Here is a 20,717-nt window from a genome sequence, read left to right on the forward strand (position 1 = left end):
GGTAATGACTCCAACTTATTGATAGTGTTTTATGTTCAGATAATGCCCGATGACTTTGTCATGCAGCTCCACCGATTTTGAGAACGACAGCGACTTCCGTCCCAGCCGTGCCAGGTGCTGCCTCAGATTCAGGTTATGCCGCTCAATTCGCTGCGTATATCGCTTGCTGATTACGTGCAGCTTTCCCTTCAGGCGGGATTCATACAGCGGCCAGCCATCCGTCATCCATATCACCACGTCAAAGGGTGACAGCAGGCTCATAAGACGCCCCAGCGTCGCCATAGTGCGTTCACCGAATACGTGCGCAACAACCGTCTTCCGGAGCCTGTCATACGCGTAAAACAGCCAGCGCTGGCGCGATTTAGCCCCGACGTATCCCCACTGTTCGTCCATTTCCGCGCAGACGATGACGTCACTGCCCGGCTGTATGCGCGAGGTTACCGACTGCGGCCTGAGTTTTTTAAATGGCGGAAAATCGTGTTGAGGCCAACGCCCATAATGCGGGCGGTTGCCCGGCATCCAACGCCATTCATGGCCATATCAATGATTTTCTGGTGCGTACCGGGTTGAGAAGCGGTGTAAGTGAACTGCAGTTGCCATGTTTTACGGCAGTGAGAGCAGAGATAGCGCTGATGTCCGGCAGTGCTTTTGCCGTTACGCACCACCCCGTCAGTAGCTGAACAGGAGGGACAGCTGATAGAAACAGAAGCCACTGGAGCACCTCAAAAACACCATCATACACTAAATCAGTAAGTTGGCAGCATCACCCATATTTTATTCTCGTGTATGACCAATGCTCTGGTACTTCCCCCAACCACTCAACACCAGAATCTTTCATCGGTACATCAGGATTTAGCCCTTTGGTCACCACATGGCTAATCACTGCGTGACGTTTTTCATTTAGCAGTTCAATCAGTTGCTGCTGCTTCTCGATCAGGTTGTCGATTTTTGCGGTTTCGTGATCAAGGAACGTCGCGATATTTAATTGTTCATGTAATGTACAGTTAGGAATTGGGATATTAACTAAATCTGATGAATTAATTGCGGGGTAACTTATTCCTACTGAGCGAGATACTACTTCTTTTATAAAACCACTTGCGCGTAAGCAATATGAGGCAAATCTGTTATCAAGATTAGAAGATGGTCTGATTACGGCAAATCCAGTGGATACAACCATATTAGCTGGCGGTTTAATGATAGGAGCGATAGCTTCTAGGTATGTTCTAACTGTCGAGATAATTATATCGCCATCTTTTACCAAGCGTCTTGCCCTTGATGGAGCCTTTGAAAACGACATGTTCTCTGTAGTTGTTATCCCCAGAGAAGAAGACACACTGCCTATGTCAACATACTCGATCTCGTAATCTTTGTCTGTTGAATCAGAAATAACTTGATCATTACAGGTGCAAAGAAATTTCAGTGGTACTGTGCTCCAGCGAGCGGGTAACGTTTGTAGCCACTCCACCCCAGAATCCTTATATTCTGAATACGCCTTATATTTAGCCATCAGGAATGTACCTCCCGCAGCAGTTGCATAATCTCGATGCTGACCGCATCTAAATCCGCATCAATCTCCTCCAGTGGGCGCGGCGGCTGATAAATATAAAAATGACGGTTAAATGGAATTTCATAACCGATAATCCCGATATCGCCGTCTTTCGCATCACGCTTATCGGCGTTGATCCACGCATCCGCCACGTGCGGCAGGACTTCCGCTTTGAAGTAGCTCTCGATTAGCTCGCTGGTGGAAATAGCCGGATTCAGCGGCACATTCTCGTTATCGCGCAGGTCGCCATCCTGCTCAAACTCAACAACTTTTCCTTGGTAATCAAACGCGCCGTACAGCGGCTGAGCGGCCTCTTTCAGCACCTTTTTCACCACCGGTTCGGCATTCGGATTTTTGCGGGTGATGGCGTCGATAAGCTGCTTGTTCTCTTTGGCATCCAGCTTCACGCCTGCGGTGTTGAGCGCGCCCTTCAGCGTCAGCTGGAACTGGTTAAAGTCGTTGCTGATGACCTCTTTTCCCCCCGCCTGAGCGCCTACCGCTGCCCGAATACGCCGCGCTTTTTCCATTAACTCTCGCTGGAATTGCCACAGTTTGCTGTCGAACAGGTCTTTGATTTGCTTCTCTTTCAGCTCGGCAAACTCAGCTTTGATAATGGCGCGGGCTTCGGTTGCCAGTGTGGTGAAATCACCATAATTCTCATCCCGCCACTGCGAGGCAAATACTTCGCACAGGCGTTCCATCGGCGCGTTAAACGGCTTCGGCGCGAAGCGCAAAGTAGCAATGGCCTCATCGGTAATCTGTGTCGACAGGCGTAGCGGACGCTCAATGGTTAACCGGCGGTAACCAAAATCGGTGTTGTTGAAGATTTTGCTGGCGAAAGTTTTTGGCGCTTCGCTTTTCGCGGTAGCAGACTGGCGACCGCGGCTGGATTTTTGCTCTGGTGCTTTTCCCAGACCCAATACGTCCAGCGTGGTCGCACTAACTGACTCAATATTCCCGAAGGTTCGGGTAATCAGCCGGATATCCTCATCGCCCATTTGATGACGCTTCGACCCCAGCGATTTGCGCATCTTGTCGCACAGGTTGCTGCCGTCAATCAATTGAACCTTGCCCTTACGTTCTGCGATCTTTTTGTTGGATAAAATCCATATATAGGTGGCGATGCCGGTGTTGTAGAACATGTCCGTTGGCAGGGCGATAATCCCTTCCAGCAGGTCGGCTTCAAGGATGTAGCGTCGGATGTCGCTCTCACCGCTGCCTGCGCCGCCGGTAAACAGCGGCGAGCCGTTGAGGATAATGCCGATGCGTCCACCGCCGTTTTGCGCATCGCGCATTTTGCCGATCAGGTGCAGCAGGAACAGCAGTGAACCGTCGGAAACGCGCGGCAGGCCGGGGCCGAAACGACCGCTAAAGCCTTTCTGTAGATGCTCGTCGTTGATCTCCCCTTCAATCTTTTTCCAGTCCACGCCGAACGGCGGATTAGAAAGCATGTAATCAAACCGATCGGCCGGAAGCTGATCGTTAGAGAGGGTGTTGCCGAGCTTAATGCGGCTGACATCCTGACCTTTGATCAGCATATCGGCTTTACAGATGGCGTAAGACTCCGGGTTTAACTCCTGTCCGAAAGCACGCATGACCGCATTCGGGTTTAGTTCGTGCAAGTATTCCATACCCGATGAGAGAAACCCGCCAGTACCGGCGGTCGGGTCGTAAATCGTGCGGATAATACCGTCTTTGGTTAACGCATCATCGTCTTCCATAAACACCAGTGAGGTGGTCAGGCGCACGATATCGCGGGGGGTAAAGTGTTCTCCCGCTGTCTCATTTGAGCTTTCAGCAAAGCGACGGATCAACTCTTCAAACACAAAGCCCATTTCATGGTTGGAAATCGCTTCAGGGCTCAGATCGGTGGCCGCGAATTTTTGTACCACTTTATACAGTAGATTCGCGTCTTCCAGTTGCCCAACAAACTCGCTGAACTTGAAGTGATCGAAGATCTCGCGGGCATCCGTGGAGAACGATTGAACATATTTCTCCAGGTTGGCCTTGATACCGTTTTGCCCCATTTTGCTGAGGTCCATCGGTGAGGTGTTGAAGAATGTCAGATTGTCCGCCGCTCGCAGGATCATTTTCTCTTGTGCTTCTTCCGGCAGGTTCATTGACTGGATTTTTTCGACCTGAGCAAGCACGGATGGTTTGCTGCTTTCGAGTACGCACTCCAGGCGGCGCAGAAGAGTGAAAGGGAGAATGATGCGGCCATATTGTGACTGTTTGAAATCGCCGCGCAGCAGGTCTGCTACCGACCAGAGAAAGGCGGCCGTCTGGGAAAAACTTCCTGATGTCATAAATACAATCCTGGCCTCTGCTGTGAGGCTTTTTTTCAATGGTTAGATAGTCTCCTTTTTACCAGAAATTCGTAAGTTGATCATTTATAAAGGTTTTTTATAATTTTCGGTGATTTTTGGGCATTAATGATCATCCTAATGAATGTTTTATGAGGGGGGAGAAAAAATAGCGTTCTCCGTCGGTAAGAGTGCGACAAACGGTTGGGAATATATGCCGGATGGCGGCTGCACCTTGTCCGGCCTGTGGGCGTAGGTTTTGAGACATGGTGGGGAATTGTAGGCCCGAAAGCTGCGCGCCATCGGGCAATCCAGAATGAGGGTTACTTCTTCAACCCCGCAAACGCTGCTCGGATCTCGTCTTCCGGCAGATTAATGCCGATAAACACCAGCAGGCTGTGCGGTTGTTCGTCGCCCCACGGGCGATCCCAGTCGGCGCTGTACAGACGCTGAACGCCCTGGAACAGCAGGCGGTTTGGCTCGTCTTCAATCCACAGCATGCCTTTGTAGCGCAGCAGCTTCTCGGCGGATTCCAGCAGCAGATTTTCCATTACCCGCGACACGTCACTGATGTTTACCGGGTAATCTAGCTCGACGACGATCGAGGAGATATCGTTTTGCTTGTCGGCGATAAAGTGGAAGCGTGGTTTGGCGCTGACCACGTTCTCCTCAAGCATGAAACCGTTGGTATCGAACAGCAGGGAGAGGTCGATATCACCATGCGTGACGGTATACACCGGGGCGCGGGCGTTGATGCGCGCCAGGCGCTCACGCAGTTTCTCGCTTTCACCCGCCACGTCGGTTTTGGTCAGCAGGATGCGGTCAGCGTAGCCCACCTGCGACTGGGCTATGGTGAACTGGTTCATCTGCTCGTCGGCATGTACCGCGTCAACCAGCGCAATCACACCGTCCAACAGGTAGCGTTCGCAAATCACTTCATGGGAGAAAAAGGTCTGGATAATCGGGCCGGGGTCGGCCATGCCGGTGCACTCGATCACCAAACGGTCGAAATGGATGGCGCCTTTGTCGAGGTTGTCGAGCAGATCTAACAGTGTGTCTTCCAGCTCACTGGAGCGTGTACAGCAAATGCAGCCGTTGGTCAGGGTTTTGATCTGCGTGGCGCGGTCGCCAATTAGCTGATCGTCCACCGAGACTTCGCCGAATTCGTTTTCGATAACGGCAATCTTATAGCCGTGCTGCTCGTTGAGAATATGGCGCAGCAGGGTGGTTTTACCCGCGCCAAGAAAACCGGTGAGTAGGGTAACTGCAATCGGGGTCATTCATTTCTCCTTCTAACAGCAACTGCTTCCGCCGCTACCGTAGCGGGCTTCCTGGCGCTCGCGGAAGAATTCTTCGTAGGTCATGTACGGCTTATCGGGATGGTTGGTCTTCATGTGCTCGACGTAGTTGTCGTAGTCCGGAATGCCAATCAGCATCTTTGCCGCCTGACCGAGGTATTTTTTTGCCTGACCTAAAGTACCAAACATAAACAATCCTGATAAGCGAAAAGCCCCGCCGAAGCGGGGCTGAATACGGTTAGTGATGTGAAGAGGTCTTCACGCCGCCTTCCGGCACCGGTACATACGGCGTCTCTTTATCAGAGCGACCGTTGATGGCGCGGGCTTTCTGCCAGGTACGGAACCCGTAGAAAATGATGCTGTACACCACCACCAGGAACAGAATACTCAGGCCTGCGTTGGTGTAGTTGTTGACGACGATGTGGTTCATGTTGGCAATCTGCTGAGCGGTCAGTTCGCCGCCGTTAGCAATCTTCTCTTTGTACTGATTCGCCATGAAGAAGAAGCCTTCCATCTGCGGGTTTGTGCTGAACAGTTTCAGACCCAGCGCCCAGGTGGTGCAGATAAGCAGCCATACAGCCGGAACAACGGTAACCCAGATGTATTTGGTGCGCTGCATTTTAACCAGTACCACGGTGCCGAGAACCAGCGCCACGGCAGCCAGCATCTGGTTAGAGATACCGAACAGCGGCCACAGGCTCTTAACGCCGCCCAGCGGGTCAACAACGCCTTGATACAGCAGGTAACCCCACAGGCCAACACAGCCCGCAGTACCGATGATACCCGCAACCAGAGAGTCGGTTTTCTTCAGGAACGGAACGAAGTTCCCCAGTAAATCCTGCAGCATAAAGCGGCCAGAACGGGTACCGGCATCCAGTGCGGTCAGGATGAACAGTGCTTCAAACAGAATACCGAAGTGGTACCAGAAGCCCATATCAGCCATCGGCAGCACTTTGTGGAACACGTGAGCGATACCAACGGCCAGCGTCGGCGCGCCACCTGCGCGGTTCAGAACGGACGGTTCACCGATGTCTTTCGCGGTCTGCAGGATCTGCTCAGGCGAAATGACGAAGCCCCAGGAACTGACGGTCGCCGCCGCATGTGCGGTTACGTCTTTCAACTGCGCCATAATCAACGGGGCGTTCTCGCCGCTCATTTCATGCAGGTTCGGCATGGTGATGCCAAGGCCCGCAGGCGGGGTGTTCATTGCGAAGTACAGACCCGGTTCGATGATGGACGCGGCAACCAGCGCCATAATCGCCACGAAGGATTCCATCAGCATGGCGCCGTAACCGATAAAGCGCGCGTCGGTTTCACAGGCCAGCAGCTTCGGTGTGGTACCAGAAGCGATCAGCGCGTGGAAGCCAGATACCGCACCACACGCGATGGTGATGAACAGGAACGGGAACAGAGCGCCTTTCCACAGCGGACCAGTACCATCAACGTACTGAGTCATTGCCGGCATTTTCAGTTCCGGGTTGAGGATAACAATCCCCACCGCCAGACCGACGATAACGCCGATTTTCAGGAAGGTAGCCAGATAGTCGCGCGGCGCGAGGATCAGCCATACCGGCAGCAGCGCAGAGATAAACGCGTAGCCGATCAGGGTAAAGGTAATGGTGGTGTCTTTAAAGGTCAGCGCCGGGCCCCAGTACGGATCGTGAGCAATCACGCCGCCGAAGTAGATAGACGCAACCAGCAGCACAATACCAATCACCGACACTTCGCCCACACGACCCGGTCGCAGGAATCGCATGTAGATCCCCATGAATAGCGCGATAGGTACGGTTGAGCAGACGGTGAACACACCCCACGGGCTTTCAGCCAGCGCTTTCACCACGATCAGCGCCAGTACCGCAAGGATGATGATCATAATTAAGAAGCAGCCGAACAGCGCAATGGTTCCCGGGATCGGGCCCATCTCTTCTTTGATCATCTCACCCAGAGATGCGCCGTTACGGCGTGAAGAGATAAACAGCACCATGAAGTCCTGCACCGCACCGGCCAGCACGACACCCGCCAGCAGCCACAGCGTACCGGGCAGATAGCCCATCTGCGCGGCCAGTACCGGCCCAACCAGCGGACCCGCACCTGCGATAGCGGCAAAGTGGTGGCCAAACAATACGTTACGGTTGGTTGGAACGTAGTTCAGACCGTCATTGTTGATGACCGCCGGCGTGGCACGCGTCGGGTCAAGTTTCATCACCTTTTGGGCGATGTACAGACTGTAGTAACGATAGGCCACCAGATAAACAGAAACTGAGGCGACCACGATCCACAGGGCACTGATGTGCTCACCCCGACGTAATGCCACTACCGAGAGGCAGAATGCACCGATGATTCCGAGAATCACCCAGGGTATGTGCTTGAATATCTTTTTCGTATCCATAGTAAAACCTGGTATCTAATTAATAATTGGCCGAAGCCGCGTGGGTTTGATCTTGTGTTTGAGGAGGTAAATTGACTGCTATGTTGGGGGGATCTTGCCAGAGAAATACGCGCGTAAAGTAAGGTAAATAAGTGAGCGGTTATATGTCAGCTTAAGCGGTCCCAAGTGTCAGTGAGCGGTAAGCAATGGGGGAGAGTGGGGGAATTTATGTGATTGAGATCACTAATAAACCCGCTTAGCGCTTTGGCAGACGGCGTGGATCGACGAATCGTCGATGCTGAGATCGATTCAACTAGCACAAATTTCATAAAGTTTTCCCTTTCCAGGCCGAAAATTCTGACATCTGTCTAGCGGAAAGAGAAAACATGTTAAAACGAATGAAGATTGTTACCAGCTTACTGCTGGTATTGGCGCTATTTGGCCTTTTACAGCTCGCCTCCGGCGGCTTGTTTTTTAACTCACTTAAGAATGACAAAGAGAACTTTACCGTTCTGCAAACCATTCGCCAGCAGCAGTCTGCGCTGAACGCCACCTGGGTTGAGCTGCTGCAAACGCGTAATACCCTGAACCGGGCGGGTATTCGCTACATGATGGATCAGAACAATATCGGCAGCGGTGCGACCGTTGCTGAGCTGATGCAGGTAGCCAGCACGGCGCTGAAATTGACGGAAAAAAACTGGGCGATTTACGAGTCGCTCCCGCGCGATCCGCGTCAAAGCGAAGCCGCGTTCCAGGAGATCAACCGCACCTATGACATCTATCACGGCGCGCTGGCGGAGCTGATCCAGTTACTGGGTGACGGGAAGATCAACGCGTTCTTTGATCAACCCACGCAGAGCTATCAGGATGGTTTTGAGAAGACATACATCAACTACATGCAGCAGAACGATCACCTGTATGACATTGCGGTAGCAGATAACAACAGCTCTTACAGTCAGGCGATGTGGGTACTGGTCTGTGTGCTGATTACCGTACTGGCGGCAATTATTGCGGTCTGGTTCGGCATCAAACTGACTCTTATCTCCCCAATGAACCGTCTGATCGACAGCATTCGTCATATCGCCAGCGGCGACCTGGTGAAGCGTATTGAGGTGGAAGGTTCCAACGAGATTGGCCAACTGGCGGAAAGCCTGCGTCATATGCAGGGTGAGCTGATGAACACCGTGGGTGATGTGCGTAACGGTGCCAACGCGATTTATAGCGGGGCCAGCGAGATTGCGATGGGCAACAACGATCTCTCCTCGCGTACCGAGCAGCAGGCTGCATCTCTGGAAGAAACCGCAGCCAGCATGGAACAGCTGACGGCGACCGTGAAGCAGAACGCCGAAAACGCGCGTCAGGCTAGCCATCTGGCCCTGAGCGCTTCTGAAACCGCGCAGAAAGGCGGGAAAGTGGTGGATAACGTGGTGCAAACCATGCGTGACATCGCTTCCAGTTCGCAGAAAATCGCCGACATTATCAGCGTCATCGACGGCATTGCCTTCCAGACCAACATTCTGGCGCTCAACGCCGCGGTAGAAGCTGCGCGTGCGGGCGAGCAGGGCCGTGGTTTTGCGGTGGTTGCGGGTGAAGTTCGTAACCTGGCCCAGCGTAGTGCGCAGGCCGCGCGCGAGATCAAGAGCCTGATTGAAGACTCGGTCAGTCGTGTGGATGTGGGTTCAACGCTGGTAGAAAGCGCTGGTGAAACCATGGATGAGATCGTCAATGCGGTAACCCGCGTGACCGATATCATGGGTGAAATTGCCTCTGCTTCTGATGAACAGAGCCGCGGTATCGACCAGGTTGGTTTGGCCGTTGCTGAGATGGATCGTGTGACGCAGCAGAACGCCTCGTTGGTGGAAGAATCCGCCGCCGCCGCTGCGGCGCTGGAAGAGCAGGCCAGCCGTCTGACCCAGGCCGTTGCCGTGTTCCGTATTCAGCATGACCAACAGCGCGCGCGTGACGTTGCTGCTGCTAAAACAGTTTCAACGGTCCAGCCGCGTAAAGCTGCGGCAACGGATGCCGGGGATAACTGGGAAACGTTCTAAGAGCCAGGCCCATCAGGCGATTTTTGCGCTCACTCTGTGTGCCCTCTGCTGAGGGCACTTTTACAAACTGGGTAAAAAAGTGGTGAGGGCCGGAATAAACGTCACCATCAAGAGTACGACCAGGAGCGCAATAAATAACGGTATCACTTCGCGAATAAATTCTGAAATTTTGGTTCCGGTGATCGACGTTGCCACAAACATAACCGTACCCATAGGCGGTGTCAGGCATCCCACGGCTAAATTTAGGATCATCATGACACCAAATTGAATAGGATCGATTCCCAGCATTTTTACTGTGGGCATCAGGAGCGGCACCAGGACGATAATCGCCGCATTCCCTTCGATGAACATACCAAGAAATAACAGTACCGCATTAACGATCAGAAGAAACAGATAAGGATTATCTGAGAATCCTGTCATCAGGACAGCAACATTCTGCGCAATTTGCTCATTGGTCAAAATCCATGCTAATGCAGAACAGGTCATAATGATGAGCATTACGCTTGCCGTTGAGCGTGCTGTTTCCAGTACAGAAGCAACGATATCTTTTAAGGTCATTTCCCGATAGAAAAGGGTACCGACGATAATGACAAAAAGTACGGCGATAGCACCCGCTTCTGTCGGTGTGAATATACCAAAACGAATCCCGCCAATAATCACCAGGATAAGTACCAGCGCTGATGTTGCGCCTTTTCCCGCCTCCCAAAGTTCACGGACGGTTGGGCCGTGGCTTCTCGCGGGCAAATAACCGCGCTTTTTCGATATCAGGTAGATGGCAGTCATCAATGCGACACAGCACAGCAGGCCGGGAATAATCGCCGCCATAAACATCTTGCCGATAGAAACATCGGCGACAAAGCCATAAATAATTAAAGCAATGCCAGGGGGAATAATCGGCGTTATTAACGATCCTGCGGCCGTTACTGCGGTAGAGAATCCTTTGCTGTATCCCAGTTTCGTCATTTCGGGTACCAGCATTTTTGACAACATCGCACAGTCGGCGAGGTTTGAGGCTGATAGCCCTCCCATCATGGTACTCAGCAGGACGTTGGATTGCGCCAGTCCGCCAGGGTAATGACCTGAGAGAACTCCCGTAAACTTTAACATCCGGTGAGTAATTCCCGTATAGTTGAGGAGATTACCCAGCAGAATGAAAAAGGGAATTGCCAATAGCGTGACGTTTTCACCTGCGCCGATGATGCGCTGAATCGCAATTAAGGGCGATATATCACCTGCCATGAAGAAATAAATCAGAATCGCAACCAGAACGCTGATGAAAATTGGCGTGTTCAATATGAACAGAAATAGTAAAACAATACAGGCAATGGCTACTGACATGCGACCTCCCTGTTTTTCATTTTTTTAATATCTTGCCAAAGATGTTGTAGACAGAAAATGACCATGATCCCAGCTCCGGTTGGCACGGCAAAGTCAATGTATAAATAAGAAACCCCGAGGATAGGGGTTATCTTATCCTCTGCGATTAAAGACAGCTCATAGCCCAAATAACCGAATGTAGATAGCGCTATAATAGAAATAATGTGCGTGAAGAGGGTGCAGATAAGCTGTAATTTTTCGGGTAGCATTGCAGTTAATGCATCGATACTCACATGCATACGCAACCGCATGGCAGAAGCGGCACCTAACATAATGAGCCATATATAACAAATAATGAGTACTTCTTCTCCCCAGATTAGCGGAGAGTTTAGCAACCAGCGCATGAAAACGGCCAGGATTGTTATCAGTACAATTCCGCTGGTTGCAACACCGGCTAATATATCGCTAAATCTGTTGAAAAAACCGAACATAGCAATTCCTTTAAAATGACATGTTTATCAGATAGGCGCGGTATCTCTTCGACCGCCTCTCTGTCAGTTTTATCCCGGTTCTTTGGGGGTTGCGCAGGTGATAAACCTGCGCAACCTGACGGTTATTTAGCAATGATTTCTTGCGTTTTCTCGTATAGAGCGGGGGTCCATTCCGGAAATTTCGTGTAGAAAGATTTTGAAGCGTTGCGGAATAACGTGCGATCGACTTCAACAACGGTAACACCCTCGTTTTTCATTTTTTCTATCAGGCTCTTCTCTTCTTTCAGGACCAGATTTGTCAGATACTGACCTGCTTTATTACCCGAGTCGATCAACGCGATTTGAATGTCAGGTGGCAGCTTTTTGTATGTGCGACTTCCCATGACCAGATTCGTCACATTTTCGACATGCCCTGTCAGGATAAGGTATTTGGCCGCTTCATAGTGTTTTTGTCCATATAACACGGGAATTGGATTTTCTGCGCCATCAATAATTTTTAAATTTAACGAGGTATAAACTTCTGCCAGTGGGAGTGGCGTTGGCGTTGCGCCCATCGCTTTCATCCCTTCAATCTGAATACGGTTATTCGGTACCCGGATTTTCAGCCCTTGCAGATCTTCCGGCTTATTAACCATTTTGTTGGTTAACATGTGACGGGAACCATATAACCAGTCTTTCGTGATGATATGGAGTCCCTTCGCATCCAGTTTGCTTTCCAAATCCTTGTACCAGTCCGACTGATTCAACTTGAAAATATCCTGGTAATCATTACCCAGATAAGGGCCAAACATGATGCCGAAATCCGGCACATAGTCAGAGAAGAAGGCACCATCGGCCAAGGTTATCAACGGGCTTCCCAGCTTCATTTGTTCAATTACATCTTTCTTCGAACCTAACTGAGAGCTGGGATAAGGGACTAATTCACCTTTTCCGGCAGTTTGTTCACTGAACAGGCGCGCCCATTCATGAATGGCTTGATCAAAAGGTTCTCCTGGGTTGTTTTCATAAGCGACTTTTAATGTATATTCAGCCGCGGCAAAGGCAGAACCCGTAAGGGAGGCTGTTGCGATTATTGAACCCATTGCAAATGCCAGTAACTTATTTCCTTTTTTTATCATTTTACTCATCATTGCTCTCCAGTTTCGTGGGAACTGCGGAATTAATTCACATTACGATAGGGGAATGATAGTCCGGTCAGGTTGATGCTTATTTTGTTATACTGCCCAACTCGCAGGTCTATTTTCTATGTGAAGATTTAGAGCCTATTATCTCATCACCACCAGGTGGCGTTTTTTGGGTGATTTTGTGGTAGTGGTAATGCTTTATTGTTTTTAATCGGTATTTAACCAGAGGTATTAATCGAGTGAACCATGGTCTGTCTGGCTGTTTGCAGATGTTGGCGTAAAGCGGTGGTGGCACCAAAATCATTACGGCAGATTAACGCGCTAAGAATGGTCATATGCTCATTGACCGCAATAATATTCCTCTGTTTAAGATCGCTTTCATCCCATTGATAATGAAAATGAAAAATAACCGAGATTATCTCCAGCGACTGGTCAAAGAAAACATTTTCTGCCGCGCTCAGCAGTAGCGTGTGAAACTCTCTGTCCAGTGAGGAAAACATACGATAGTTGTCACCAATCGTGTCTCGCAGGGTGCGATGATGGTCAAGAAGATCGCGGGCTTTCTGCCAGCGAATGTCATCGGCTGGAAGGTTAAGGAAACGTTGTAACGCGTGCGTTTCCAGCATTTCACGTAGTTCGAACAGTTGCTCGGCATAGGTCTGATCAAACTTTTTCATGCTCCACTGACCACGTTTTTCACTTTGGATTAGATTGTAACGTCCAAATTTTAAAAGAAACTCCCGGACAACGACTGGGCTTACGCCAGCCGCGCGGGAAAGCTGTAGTTCGGAGAAACTCTCGCCTGCGCGTAGCTGACGCTGGTTGATCATGGTGAAAAAAGCCTGCTCAAAAATCCGGTTTTGCTCAGTCATGGAGGCGGTGGTACAGGCGAAGCCATCATCATGATCGGGTTTACGGGCAATGACGTAATCGCTGCCGACCTGCGTCAGCACACCGCATTCGCTGAGATGGCTCAGCATGTGGCGTACCGTGGTGCGACTGATGTTGTACATCTCGGCCAGCGCACTTTGCGATGGCAACGGTGAAGGAATATGACCGCGTGCCATATCGTCAATCATCTGGTTAATCACATTGTGACGTAAGTTCTGCGAACGACTCATGGCTCCCTCCTTTTTGAGCATTAAAACCCGATTTAAAACATTTTAATGCGTTGAGTTTCACAAGTTATGTCACCCGTTTATTTTTAGAGGCTTTTTCCAGGATATCTGTTGCAACAGAAAATATGGGAGAGAATATGATGGCAACAATGAATGTCCTGGTGTGTCAGGAACCCAAAAAAATGCACTGGGAAACGCGTGAAATACCTATTCCGGGTGAGGGTGAAGCATTAATAAAAATTAAATCAGTCGGGATTTGCGGTACCGATATTCATGCCTGGGGCGGCAATCAGCCATTTTTCAGCTATCCACGTGTGCTGGGTCATGAAATATGTGGGGAAATTGTCGGGCTGGGCAAAAATATACAGAATCTGAAAAATGGTCAGCAGGTGGCGGTTATTCCTTACGTGGCCTGCCAGCAGTGTCCGGCCTGTCTGAGCGGGCGCACTAACTGCTGCGAGAAGATTTCGGTGATTGGCGTGCATCAGGATGGCGGCTTCAGCGAATACCTGTCCGTACCGGTCACCAACCTGTTGGATGCGCAGGGAATTGATCCGCAGGCGGCGGCGCTGATTGAGCCTTATGCCATTAGTGCGCATGCGGTACGCCGGGCGGTGGTGGCTCCGGGTGAGCAGGTGCTGGTGGTCGGTGCCGGTCCGATTGGTCTGGGCGCGGCGGCGATTGCCAAAGCCGATGGCGCACAGGTGGTGGTCGCCGATACCAGTCCGGCTCGCCGGGAGCATGTGGTTTCCCGGTTGGGGCTCCCGGTTATCGATCCGTCTGCAGAAGATTTTGATGCGCAGTTGCGTGACCAGTTTGGCGGTTCGCTGGCGCAAAAGGTCATTGATGCCACGGGCAATCAGCATGCGATGAACAACACGGTGAATTTGATTCGCCATGGCGGCAGCATTGTTTTCGTTGGGCTATTCAAAGGCGATTTGCAGTTCTCCGATCCGGAGTTCCACAAGAAAGAGACCACCATGATGGGCAGTCGCAACGCCACACCGGAAGATTTCGCCAAAGTGGGCCGCCTGATGTCGGAAGGCAAACTGACCGCCGACATGATGCTCACGCACCGTTACGCGTTTGCCACACTGGCAGAAATCTACGAACGGGATGTGATTAACAACCGTGAGCTGATTAAAGGCGTGATCACGTTCTGAGAGGGTAAATGCGATGAAGACATTGAATCGACGTGATTTTCCGGGGGCAAGCTACCCAACGCGCGTGATCCAGTTTGGTGAGGGGAATTTCCTGCGAGCGTTTGTCGACTGGCAACTGGATATCCTCAACGAGCAAACCTTTCTGAACGCTGGCGTGACCATCGTTCGCCCGATCAATAGTGATTTTCCACCGTCGCTGAATACCCAGGACGGGCTGTATACCACGCTTATTCGCGGTCTAAACTCGCAGGGCGAAGCGGTGAGCGAGGCGCGGCTGATCCGTTCGGTGAATAACGAAATCAATCCGTATCAGGACTTCGCGGCGTATCTGGCGCTGGCCCACAATGCGGATATTCGCTTTGTGTTTTCAAATACCACCGAAGCCGGAATTAGCTATCACGCGGCAGACCGGGTCGATGATGCGCCGCCGGTAAGCTTTCCGGCTAAACTGACGCGTCTGCTGCTGGAGCGTTTTAATCATTTTGAGGGCGCAGTGGATAAGGGGTGGGTCATTATCCCGTGCGAGCTTATCGACTATAACGGCGAGGCGCTCAAAACGCTGGTACTGCAGTATGCGCAGGAGTGGCAGCTTCCCCCGGCGTTTGCCGACTGGGTGGCGACGGCAAACACCTTCTGTTCCACGCTGGTCGACCGCATTGTCACCGGCTACCCGCGAGAAGAAGCCGCCGCGCTGGAAGCTACGCTTGGCTATCACGATGCGTTTCTCGATACCGCGGAGCATTTTTACCTGTTTGTGATTCAGGGGCCGCAGTGGCTGGCCGAGGAGCTGAATCTGGCGCAGTGCCCGCTGAACATTCGGGTAGTGAGCGATATTAAACCGTACAAAGAGCGTAAGGTCGCCATTCTCAATGGCGCGCATACGGCGTTGGTGCCGGTGGCCTGGCTGTGTGGCCTGGAGACCGTCGGCGAAGCGATGCAGGATGCCGATGTCCGTCACTTTATCGAGCGGGCGATTAGCGAGGAAATTATACCGGTATTGGATCTCCCGGCGGATGAACTGCGTGAATTTGCCGACGCGGTGAGCGGGCGTTTTCAAAACCCCTACATCCGTCACCAGTTGCTTTCCATTGCGCTTAACGGGATGACCAAATTCCGTACCCGAATTTTGCCGCAACTGCTGGCGGGCCAGCAAAATGGGCGCTGGCCCGTGCGGTTAACGTTCGCCCTCGCGGCGCTGCTGGCGTTTTATCGCGCAGAGCGGGAGGGAGAACGCTATCCGATACAGGATGATGAGCAGTGGGTTAGCCTGTATGCCAGTCTGTGGCCGCGAGTTGGCAAAGATTTAACGCTGCGTGAACTGGTGGATACTGTGCTCGGCGATGCGGCGCACTGGGGTGAAGATTTGACGTTGCTGCCGGGGCTTGCCGGGCAGGTGACGGCAAACCTGGAAATGATTCTGGTGCAGGGTATGCGCCAGACAGTGAAAAGTCTGGAATAAGGTTGCCATGCAGCGCCCGGTGTGGTGTTGGGCGCTGTTTTTTTTCAGACAATAAATGCGGCTGGCTGTAAGGCTGATAAGCGAAGCGCCATCAGCCATTTCATGTTACGAGCCCTGAGCGACCACTTTGATTTCAACCATCCCGATCCCCAGCTTACGCGGCGAGTGGCCGAGAATATTGCCCTCGTTGGTGGCGACCGGATCGGGCGGGACAATCACCAGCGTATCGGCATCTGCCGGGTTATCAAAATGCAAGGTTGTGGTAGTGACATCATGGCCTAACACCAGCGTCTGTTCCTCGCGGCCAACGCGCACGGGAATAGGACGATTGGCATTGTCGCCGAAGGCTTTCGCGGTGATGACCAGATCGAATTTCTTCGGCAGCGGGGCCTTGTACTCGATGGTCACCTCTTTGCTGAGCTGCGCATTGGACCAGCGCCCCCAGGATTCGGGGCGTGATATGCCGCTAAACTGTTTAACCTCTTCCGGCGCGCCCGCCACGTTGAAGACGAAGCTGTCGGCTTTGTAGCGAATGTCGTTATCGACAATTTTCAGCGTATCAACGTTACCTTTGTAGCGCTCCATGTCGATCACCGTGTCTTTAAACACGGTTTTACTTTTCCATTTAGCTTTGTCGACGTGCTGCACGATTTGCTGTCCGCCTAACTGGCCTTGCGATACGCACCAGTCGGTGGAGAGCGCCAGCTCCGGGGCCCATAGCTGCGCCATTTTGTAGCAGCGATCAACCCAGACAAAGTTATCTCGCGGCGCGAAATCTGCCAGTTGGAAGCGCAGCGGGGCCGAGTATTCGCTTTCCGGCAGCGGCTCGACGCGTTTGTCCGATACGCGCAGCAACAACGGCAGGCGGAAATGGCTGCCGGAGAAAGAGATCATGTTTTTGTCCTGGTCGACGGTGAACTCTTTCATCTCTTTCGGGAAATTCCACAGGCGGATGATATCGGGCTTCCACGCCAGCATTTTTTCTTTGATGTTCAGGAACACTTCAGACACGGATTCGCTCGACAAACTGCTGCGGCCAAGACCGATAAAGTTATCGCCACCGAGAATATCCAGTACCGTTGCCCCGTTATCCATCGTGTTACGCTTCACCGCCAGCGTCTCCTGCTGTGGCTGGTCGCCGCGCAGCACGAAGAACAGGTTGTTGCGATCCTGCTTGTTCAGATACTTCCATGCGGTGTTGTTCATCGCCAGATGATCGGAAGAAACCACGATAACGGTATCTTTGAACCACGGTGAGGCTTTGATCTTATTGATAAATTCGGCAATGTTTTCCTGGCTGCAGCTGACTGCGCTGAAGGACTGGTTGGCCTTCCCGTCGATGTCATAACGTTTACGGTTGCAGCTACGTGAGATAAATCCATCTGGATGATGGGTATCCACAGTCAGCGTAAACAGTGAAAAGCGTTGGCCCGAACGTGAAAGCTCTTCGAATTTTTTCCATGCTTCATCCAGCACGGTATCGTCGTAGAAGCCCCAGTCGTTGCGATAGGCTGGGTCCGCAACCACGCTTTTTAACTCTTCCGCACCGTAGAGATGATCAAAACCGTGAGATTTCAGGAACACGTCTTTGCCGGCAAAGCGCAGGTTGGCTCCCTGCACAAAGTAGTTTTGATAGCCGGAGTTTTTCAGGATATCGCCCAGACAGATATTGTTGGGGAAGAAGCTGGAGACCGACGCCGAGGCGTTGCCTTCAAACGGCGCAAATAGCGGAATACCACACTGGGAGGCGACCATGCCAGCGATGGTGTAATCGGTACCCGGCAGTTGCATGGTATTGCTGAAATCCAGACCTTCGTTTTTCAACGCACCGAGTTCCGGGGTCAGATCCGGGAACGCGTCGTTGTTAAAATAGGTGCGCTCGAGGCTTTCGCCATAGATATAAACCAGATTCAGCTTCGGGTTGGGAATCGTTTTTGACGGCTCTTTATAATAGGTTGGGAAATCCGGATCGCCATCGCGCGACTGCGACTTTACCAGTTCGGTTATTTGGTGAAACGCCGGGCTGGCATCTACGGAGGCCAGCGCCAGCAGCAGGGCCAGCAGACTGTAACCCACATGATGCGGATGATGGCGACGGCGGCGCAGAATCCAGCCGAGAGCGACAAAAACGGTCGTCAGGACCAGCGCAATCCCGACGCCAGGTAAGATATATTTTCCAATTCCCGCGCCGGTCAGGCTGTTGGTCAGCGTGTACAGAACTGCGTCATTGATACCGTCGCCGGTGAAATAGTCACTGGCATACAGCGTGATATTCAAGACAATAAAAATCCCCAGCACCGTTAACGTGGCAGCAAACCACCAGGTGTTGCGACCCGCTTTCCAGGCGTAAATCAGCACTGAAGCGAGAAACAGAGTAATGGAGATGAGTTCTGACAACGATCGATCCTCAGTAAACCGGGCAAACGCCAGGCAGGCTAATGATTTTGGGAAAGCACAATGTAATAGCGATGTTGCATTGCTGCAATTGTAGTGACATTAAATTACGTTGTTATTCAGAATTGGTTTAGATATGCGTGTTTTTTGCGGGGGATTTACTGATTATTTGACGTGTGAATTTTATGGGGAGCAGGTTGATGCCGCGCAGGGTATACGCGGCATGTCGTGCGTCAGGAAATGAAGTTCATACCCTGTTTTAACACCAGATCGCAGGCCTTGGTTTTTACCTGCTTCGCCAGCGAGCTGTTGCCAATTGTGTTCAGGTCCAGTTGTTGACCATCTTTGGCGTTGAGCAGCCCCTGAATGCCGTCCATATAGTTGGTGTCTTGTTTTTGCTCCGGAGCACTGAGGCCCAGTTTATCCAGCACCTGGTTTTTGACGTTCTGCGTGTCGGTGACCGAGGCCAGTTTCTGTTTCGCGCAATATTCCAGGATCCCGGCGGCGTTATTCATGCTGCTGGAGGTCAGCGACTGATTGCTGCCATTCAGTAGACTGGTCAGGGAAGAGAGCGACGAGCCGCCCTGCGAGCCGGAGCTTTGTTTGCTTAGTTCGCTGGCCGCGCTGGAGAGCGAATCCTGCCAGGAGGCGGCGAAAACGCTGGTCGAGATGAGCGTGCTGGCGGCAAGCGCACAGCACAGCAGACGTTTGGTTGTTTTCATCATTATATGCAACTCGTGTTATGCCTTTTCAGCGCAGTATAGCGCCGGCAGTCTTAGGAGTGGTCCTAATACGTTAATACTCTTTACCGGTTACCCGACTACGGTAGCTTTCCCAGTTAAAAATCACCCACAGGCTGTTGCCAAGGCGCATACGGTCCATTACCCGCTCGCCCAGCAGTTTGTTCATTTCATCCATATTGCTGTTGGTCAACATACCGGTCGGGCGTTTTGAAGACGAGCGGCGATCGACGATCTGGTTGATGATCACCTTTTCATAGCGGGATTCGGTCTGCACGCCGATTTCGTCGATCACCAGCAAATCGACATTGCTGAGATCGTTGAGTAGCTGTTCTTCGCTGGTTTCACGGTTGCTGAAGGTATCTTTCATGGCTGACATAATGTCCGCAACGGTGATAATCAGCACCGACTTGCCGCGCAGCAGCAGTTCGTTGCAGATAGCGGCGGCCAGATGGTTTTTGCCGGTGCCGGGCTTGCCAGAGAAAATAAAGCTGGCGATGTTGCCGTCAAACTCTTCAACGTACTGGCGAGCTTTGCTCAGGGCGTTCATCTGACCTTCGCATTCCACCCGATAGTTATCGAACGAACAGTTCTGATGCAGTGGACGAATACCGGAACGGTTGAATGTGCGCTGCATTTTCATAGCCCGGTTTTCACGGGCCAGCGCTGCGGCGCGAATTTCACCTTGCTCTTTTTGCCATGCCAGCAGCTCCTCGCCCGTTTTAAAGGCTGGCTCGACATTAGCCGGCATCATTTTTTGCAGACGTTTCATCAGGTCGCCAACGTTTTTCATCGTTATCCTCTAAAACCCGGTGGAATATGGTTGTCAGGCTCGCTGACACTGTTCACATCGCGCTTCGGCATTCCGCCATTGCTGGCCCGGCCAATCTGGATGCTGCGTGCCAGTTTTTGCTGCCACTGAATATGGTGAAAGACTTTGCCTTCGGCCTGCCAGTAGGCGACAAATGAGGCCAGTTCCTCGGCGGTGACCGGTTCTCTTAACGCCACGCCCCACAGGGCGGCCTGGCGCTGAAAGTCGGCATCGGGCTGCCAGTCAGCGTACATCGCAAATTTCCCCATTGGCACGACAACGGGAGCGGTTTGCGGCTCTTCATAAAATTGTGCATCCAGCGTCACATCGCTACCCGGGTGTGACAGTTTCTCTTCAAGCGCCAACAACTCGGCCAGTCGTGCAGGCGTCACCGCGTAAAATGCTGGCGCGTTATTGGCGAATACGGCTACGGCGCCGCCCGCAGACCTGGCCAGCACCGTATGGTGATCGTGTAGTAAGGCGTCAATGCTAGTGACGTCCGGCGTCAAAATTTTGCTGGGCATAATGTTTCTCAAT

16 protein-coding genes and 1 pseudogene are annotated in these 20,717 nt (G+C 51.9%); 3 read left to right on the forward strand and 14 right to left on the reverse strand.

All coding sequences use genetic code 11. The annotated features are described in order from the left end of the window. Nucleotides 1-15: 15 nt before the first annotated feature. From OGV65_RS00905 to btsT, 6 genes and pseudogenes are all read right to left on the reverse strand, one after another. A protein-coding gene (locus tag OGV65_RS00905) for an IS1-like element IS1B family transposase (RefSeq protein WP_095033700.1) occupies nucleotides 16-713 on the reverse strand; the annotation gives its coding sequence in 2 pieces (ribosomal slippage) (nucleotides 16-464 and nucleotides 464-713; 699 coding nt in all). 56 nt (nucleotides 714-769) lie between these two features. Beyond that, a pseudogene (locus tag OGV65_RS00910) lies at nucleotides 770-1,507 on the reverse strand (restriction endonuclease subunit S); the annotation flags it as partial. Then, on the reverse strand, nucleotides 1,507-3,852 hold the full coding sequence (locus tag OGV65_RS00915) for a type I restriction-modification system subunit M (RefSeq protein WP_286454506.1): 2,346 nt from the start codon (nucleotides 3,850-3,852) through the stop codon (nucleotides 1,507-1,509). The pseudogene OGV65_RS00910 and the gene OGV65_RS00915, both read right to left, overlap by 1 nt. 320 nt (nucleotides 3,853-4,172) lie before the next feature. Beyond that, complete coding sequence (yjiA, locus tag OGV65_RS00920) at nucleotides 4,173-5,129, reverse strand: GTPase (protein WP_200108367.1); 957 nt, start codon at nucleotides 5,127-5,129, stop codon at nucleotides 4,173-4,175. Nucleotides 5,130-5,141: 12 nt separating this feature from the next. Continuing rightward, nucleotides 5,142-5,336 carry a YbdD/YjiX family protein gene (locus tag OGV65_RS00925; protein WP_003830038.1) on the reverse strand — a complete coding sequence of 65 codons (195 nt, stop codon included), beginning with the start codon at nucleotides 5,334-5,336 and terminating at the stop codon, nucleotides 5,142-5,144. A gap of 49 nt (nucleotides 5,337-5,385) precedes the next feature. Continuing rightward, entirely contained in the window at nucleotides 5,386-7,536 is a 2,151-nt protein-coding gene (gene btsT, locus OGV65_RS00930) for a pyruvate/proton symporter BtsT (protein ID WP_003830033.1), read from the reverse strand. 365 nt (nucleotides 7,537-7,901) lie between these two features. Between btsT and tsr the strand changes: the two genes are divergently transcribed. Further along, nucleotides 7,902-9,563, forward strand: a complete 1,662-nt coding sequence (gene tsr, locus OGV65_RS00935; RefSeq protein WP_259687767.1) for a methyl-accepting chemotaxis protein — start codon at nucleotides 7,902-7,904, stop codon at nucleotides 9,561-9,563. A gap of 60 nt (nucleotides 9,564-9,623) precedes the next feature. Here tsr and OGV65_RS00940 read toward each other — a convergent pair whose 3' ends face one another. The 4 genes from OGV65_RS00940 to OGV65_RS00955 all read right to left on the reverse strand — a co-directional run bounded on the left by OGV65_RS00940 (nucleotide 9,624) and on the right by OGV65_RS00955 (nucleotide 13,616). Further along, complete coding sequence (locus OGV65_RS00940; protein ID WP_080859411.1) at nucleotides 9,624-10,901, reverse strand: TRAP transporter large permease; 1,278 nt, start codon at nucleotides 10,899-10,901, stop codon at nucleotides 9,624-9,626. Further along, nucleotides 10,892-11,371 carry a TRAP transporter small permease gene (locus OGV65_RS00945; RefSeq protein WP_080859410.1) on the reverse strand — a complete coding sequence of 160 codons (480 nt, stop codon included), beginning with the start codon at nucleotides 11,369-11,371 and terminating at the stop codon, nucleotides 10,892-10,894. The genes OGV65_RS00940 and OGV65_RS00945 overlap by 10 nt, the downstream gene beginning before the upstream one ends. 122 nt (nucleotides 11,372-11,493) lie before the next feature. Further along, nucleotides 11,494-12,501: a C4-dicarboxylate TRAP transporter substrate-binding protein gene (locus tag OGV65_RS00950; RefSeq protein ID WP_228522537.1), complete on the reverse strand. Its 1,008-nt coding sequence runs from the start codon at nucleotides 12,499-12,501 to the stop codon at nucleotides 11,494-11,496. Between the two features lie 212 nt (nucleotides 12,502-12,713). Continuing rightward, on the reverse strand, nucleotides 12,714-13,616 hold the full coding sequence (locus OGV65_RS00955) for a GntR family transcriptional regulator (protein WP_080859408.1): 903 nt from the start codon (nucleotides 13,614-13,616) through the stop codon (nucleotides 12,714-12,716). Nucleotides 13,617-13,753: 137 nt separating this feature from the next. Between OGV65_RS00955 and OGV65_RS00960 the strand changes: the two genes are divergently transcribed. Together OGV65_RS00960 and OGV65_RS00965 are read left to right on the forward strand one after the other, a co-directional pair. Continuing rightward, nucleotides 13,754-14,776, forward strand: a complete 1,023-nt coding sequence (locus OGV65_RS00960; protein ID WP_259688179.1) for a zinc-binding alcohol dehydrogenase family protein — start codon at nucleotides 13,754-13,756, stop codon at nucleotides 14,774-14,776. 13 nt (nucleotides 14,777-14,789) lie between these two features. Beyond that, on the forward strand, nucleotides 14,790-16,235 hold the full coding sequence (locus OGV65_RS00965; RefSeq protein WP_259687771.1) for a tagaturonate reductase: 1,446 nt from the start codon (nucleotides 14,790-14,792) through the stop codon (nucleotides 16,233-16,235). 105 nt (nucleotides 16,236-16,340) lie between these two features. Here the strand turns inward: OGV65_RS00965 and opgB are convergent, their stop codons facing one another. The 4 genes from opgB to dnaT all read right to left on the reverse strand — a co-directional run bounded on the left by opgB (nucleotide 16,341) and on the right by dnaT (nucleotide 20,704). Next, the gene (gene opgB / locus OGV65_RS00970) at nucleotides 16,341-18,632 is read right to left on the reverse strand and encodes a phosphatidylglycerol--membrane-oligosaccharide glycerophosphotransferase (protein WP_047500100.1); all 2,292 of its coding nucleotides are present in this window, start codon (nucleotides 18,630-18,632) and stop codon (nucleotides 16,341-16,343) included. Between the two features lie 230 nt (nucleotides 18,633-18,862). Then, nucleotides 18,863-19,354 carry a YjjA family protein gene (locus tag OGV65_RS00975; RefSeq protein WP_016151586.1) on the reverse strand — a complete coding sequence of 164 codons (492 nt, stop codon included), beginning with the start codon at nucleotides 19,352-19,354 and terminating at the stop codon, nucleotides 18,863-18,865. 70 nt (nucleotides 19,355-19,424) lie between these two features. Next, nucleotides 19,425-20,162, reverse strand: a complete 738-nt coding sequence (gene dnaC / locus OGV65_RS00980) for a replicative helicase loader DnaC (RefSeq protein ID WP_016155623.1) — start codon at nucleotides 20,160-20,162, stop codon at nucleotides 19,425-19,427. Between the two features lie 2 nt (nucleotides 20,163-20,164). Continuing rightward, a complete protein-coding gene (gene dnaT / locus OGV65_RS00985; protein WP_259687776.1) occupies nucleotides 20,165-20,704 on the reverse strand; it encodes a primosomal protein DnaT in 540 nt (179 codons plus the stop codon). Nucleotides 20,705-20,717: the final 13 nt, after the last annotated feature.

The organism is Citrobacter sp. Cb004 (genome assembly GCF_030337065.1).
Classification (GTDB): Bacteria; Pseudomonadota; Gammaproteobacteria; order Enterobacterales; family Enterobacteriaceae; genus Citrobacter; species Citrobacter braakii.

Excerpts from the sequence above, each read along its gene's own strand:
- OGV65_RS00945 (WP_080859410.1), bottom strand. The coding sequence starts at position 11,371 with ATGTTCGGTTTTTTCAACAGATTTAGCGATATATTAGCCGGTGTTGCA.
- OGV65_RS00955 (WP_080859408.1), bottom strand. The coding sequence starts at position 13,616 with ATGAGTCGTTCGCAGAACTTACGTCACAATGTGATTAACCAGATGATT.
- OGV65_RS00975 (WP_016151586.1), bottom strand. The coding sequence starts at position 19,354 with ATGATGAAAACAACCAAACGTCTGCTGTGCTGTGCGCTTGCCGCCAGC.
- OGV65_RS00960 (WP_259688179.1), top strand. The coding sequence starts at position 13,754 with ATGGCAACAATGAATGTCCTGGTGTGTCAGGAACCCAAAAAAATGCAC.
- yjiA (WP_200108367.1), bottom strand. The coding sequence starts at position 5,129 with ATGACCCCGATTGCAGTTACCCTACTCACCGGTTTTCTTGGCGCGGGT.
- OGV65_RS00940 (WP_080859411.1), bottom strand. The coding sequence starts at position 10,901 with ATGTCAGTAGCCATTGCCTGTATTGTTTTACTATTTCTGTTCATATTG.
- btsT (WP_003830033.1), bottom strand. The coding sequence starts at position 7,536 with ATGGATACGAAAAAGATATTCAAGCACATACCCTGGGTGATTCTCGGA.
- tsr (WP_259687767.1), top strand. The coding sequence starts at position 7,902 with ATGTTAAAACGAATGAAGATTGTTACCAGCTTACTGCTGGTATTGGCG.
- dnaT (WP_259687776.1), bottom strand. The coding sequence starts at position 20,704 with ATGCCCAGCAAAATTTTGACGCCGGACGTCACTAGCATTGACGCCTTA.
- OGV65_RS00915 (WP_286454506.1), bottom strand. The coding sequence starts at position 3,852 with ATGACATCAGGAAGTTTTTCCCAGACGGCCGCCTTTCTCTGGTCGGTA.
- OGV65_RS00965 (WP_259687771.1), top strand. The coding sequence starts at position 14,790 with ATGAAGACATTGAATCGACGTGATTTTCCGGGGGCAAGCTACCCAACG.
- dnaC (WP_016155623.1), bottom strand. The coding sequence starts at position 20,162 with ATGAAAAACGTTGGCGACCTGATGAAACGTCTGCAAAAAATGATGCCG.
- OGV65_RS00925 (WP_003830038.1), bottom strand. The coding sequence starts at position 5,336 with ATGTTTGGTACTTTAGGTCAGGCAAAAAAATACCTCGGTCAGGCGGCA.
- OGV65_RS00950 (WP_228522537.1), bottom strand. The coding sequence starts at position 12,501 with ATGATGAGTAAAATGATAAAAAAAGGAAATAAGTTACTGGCATTTGCA.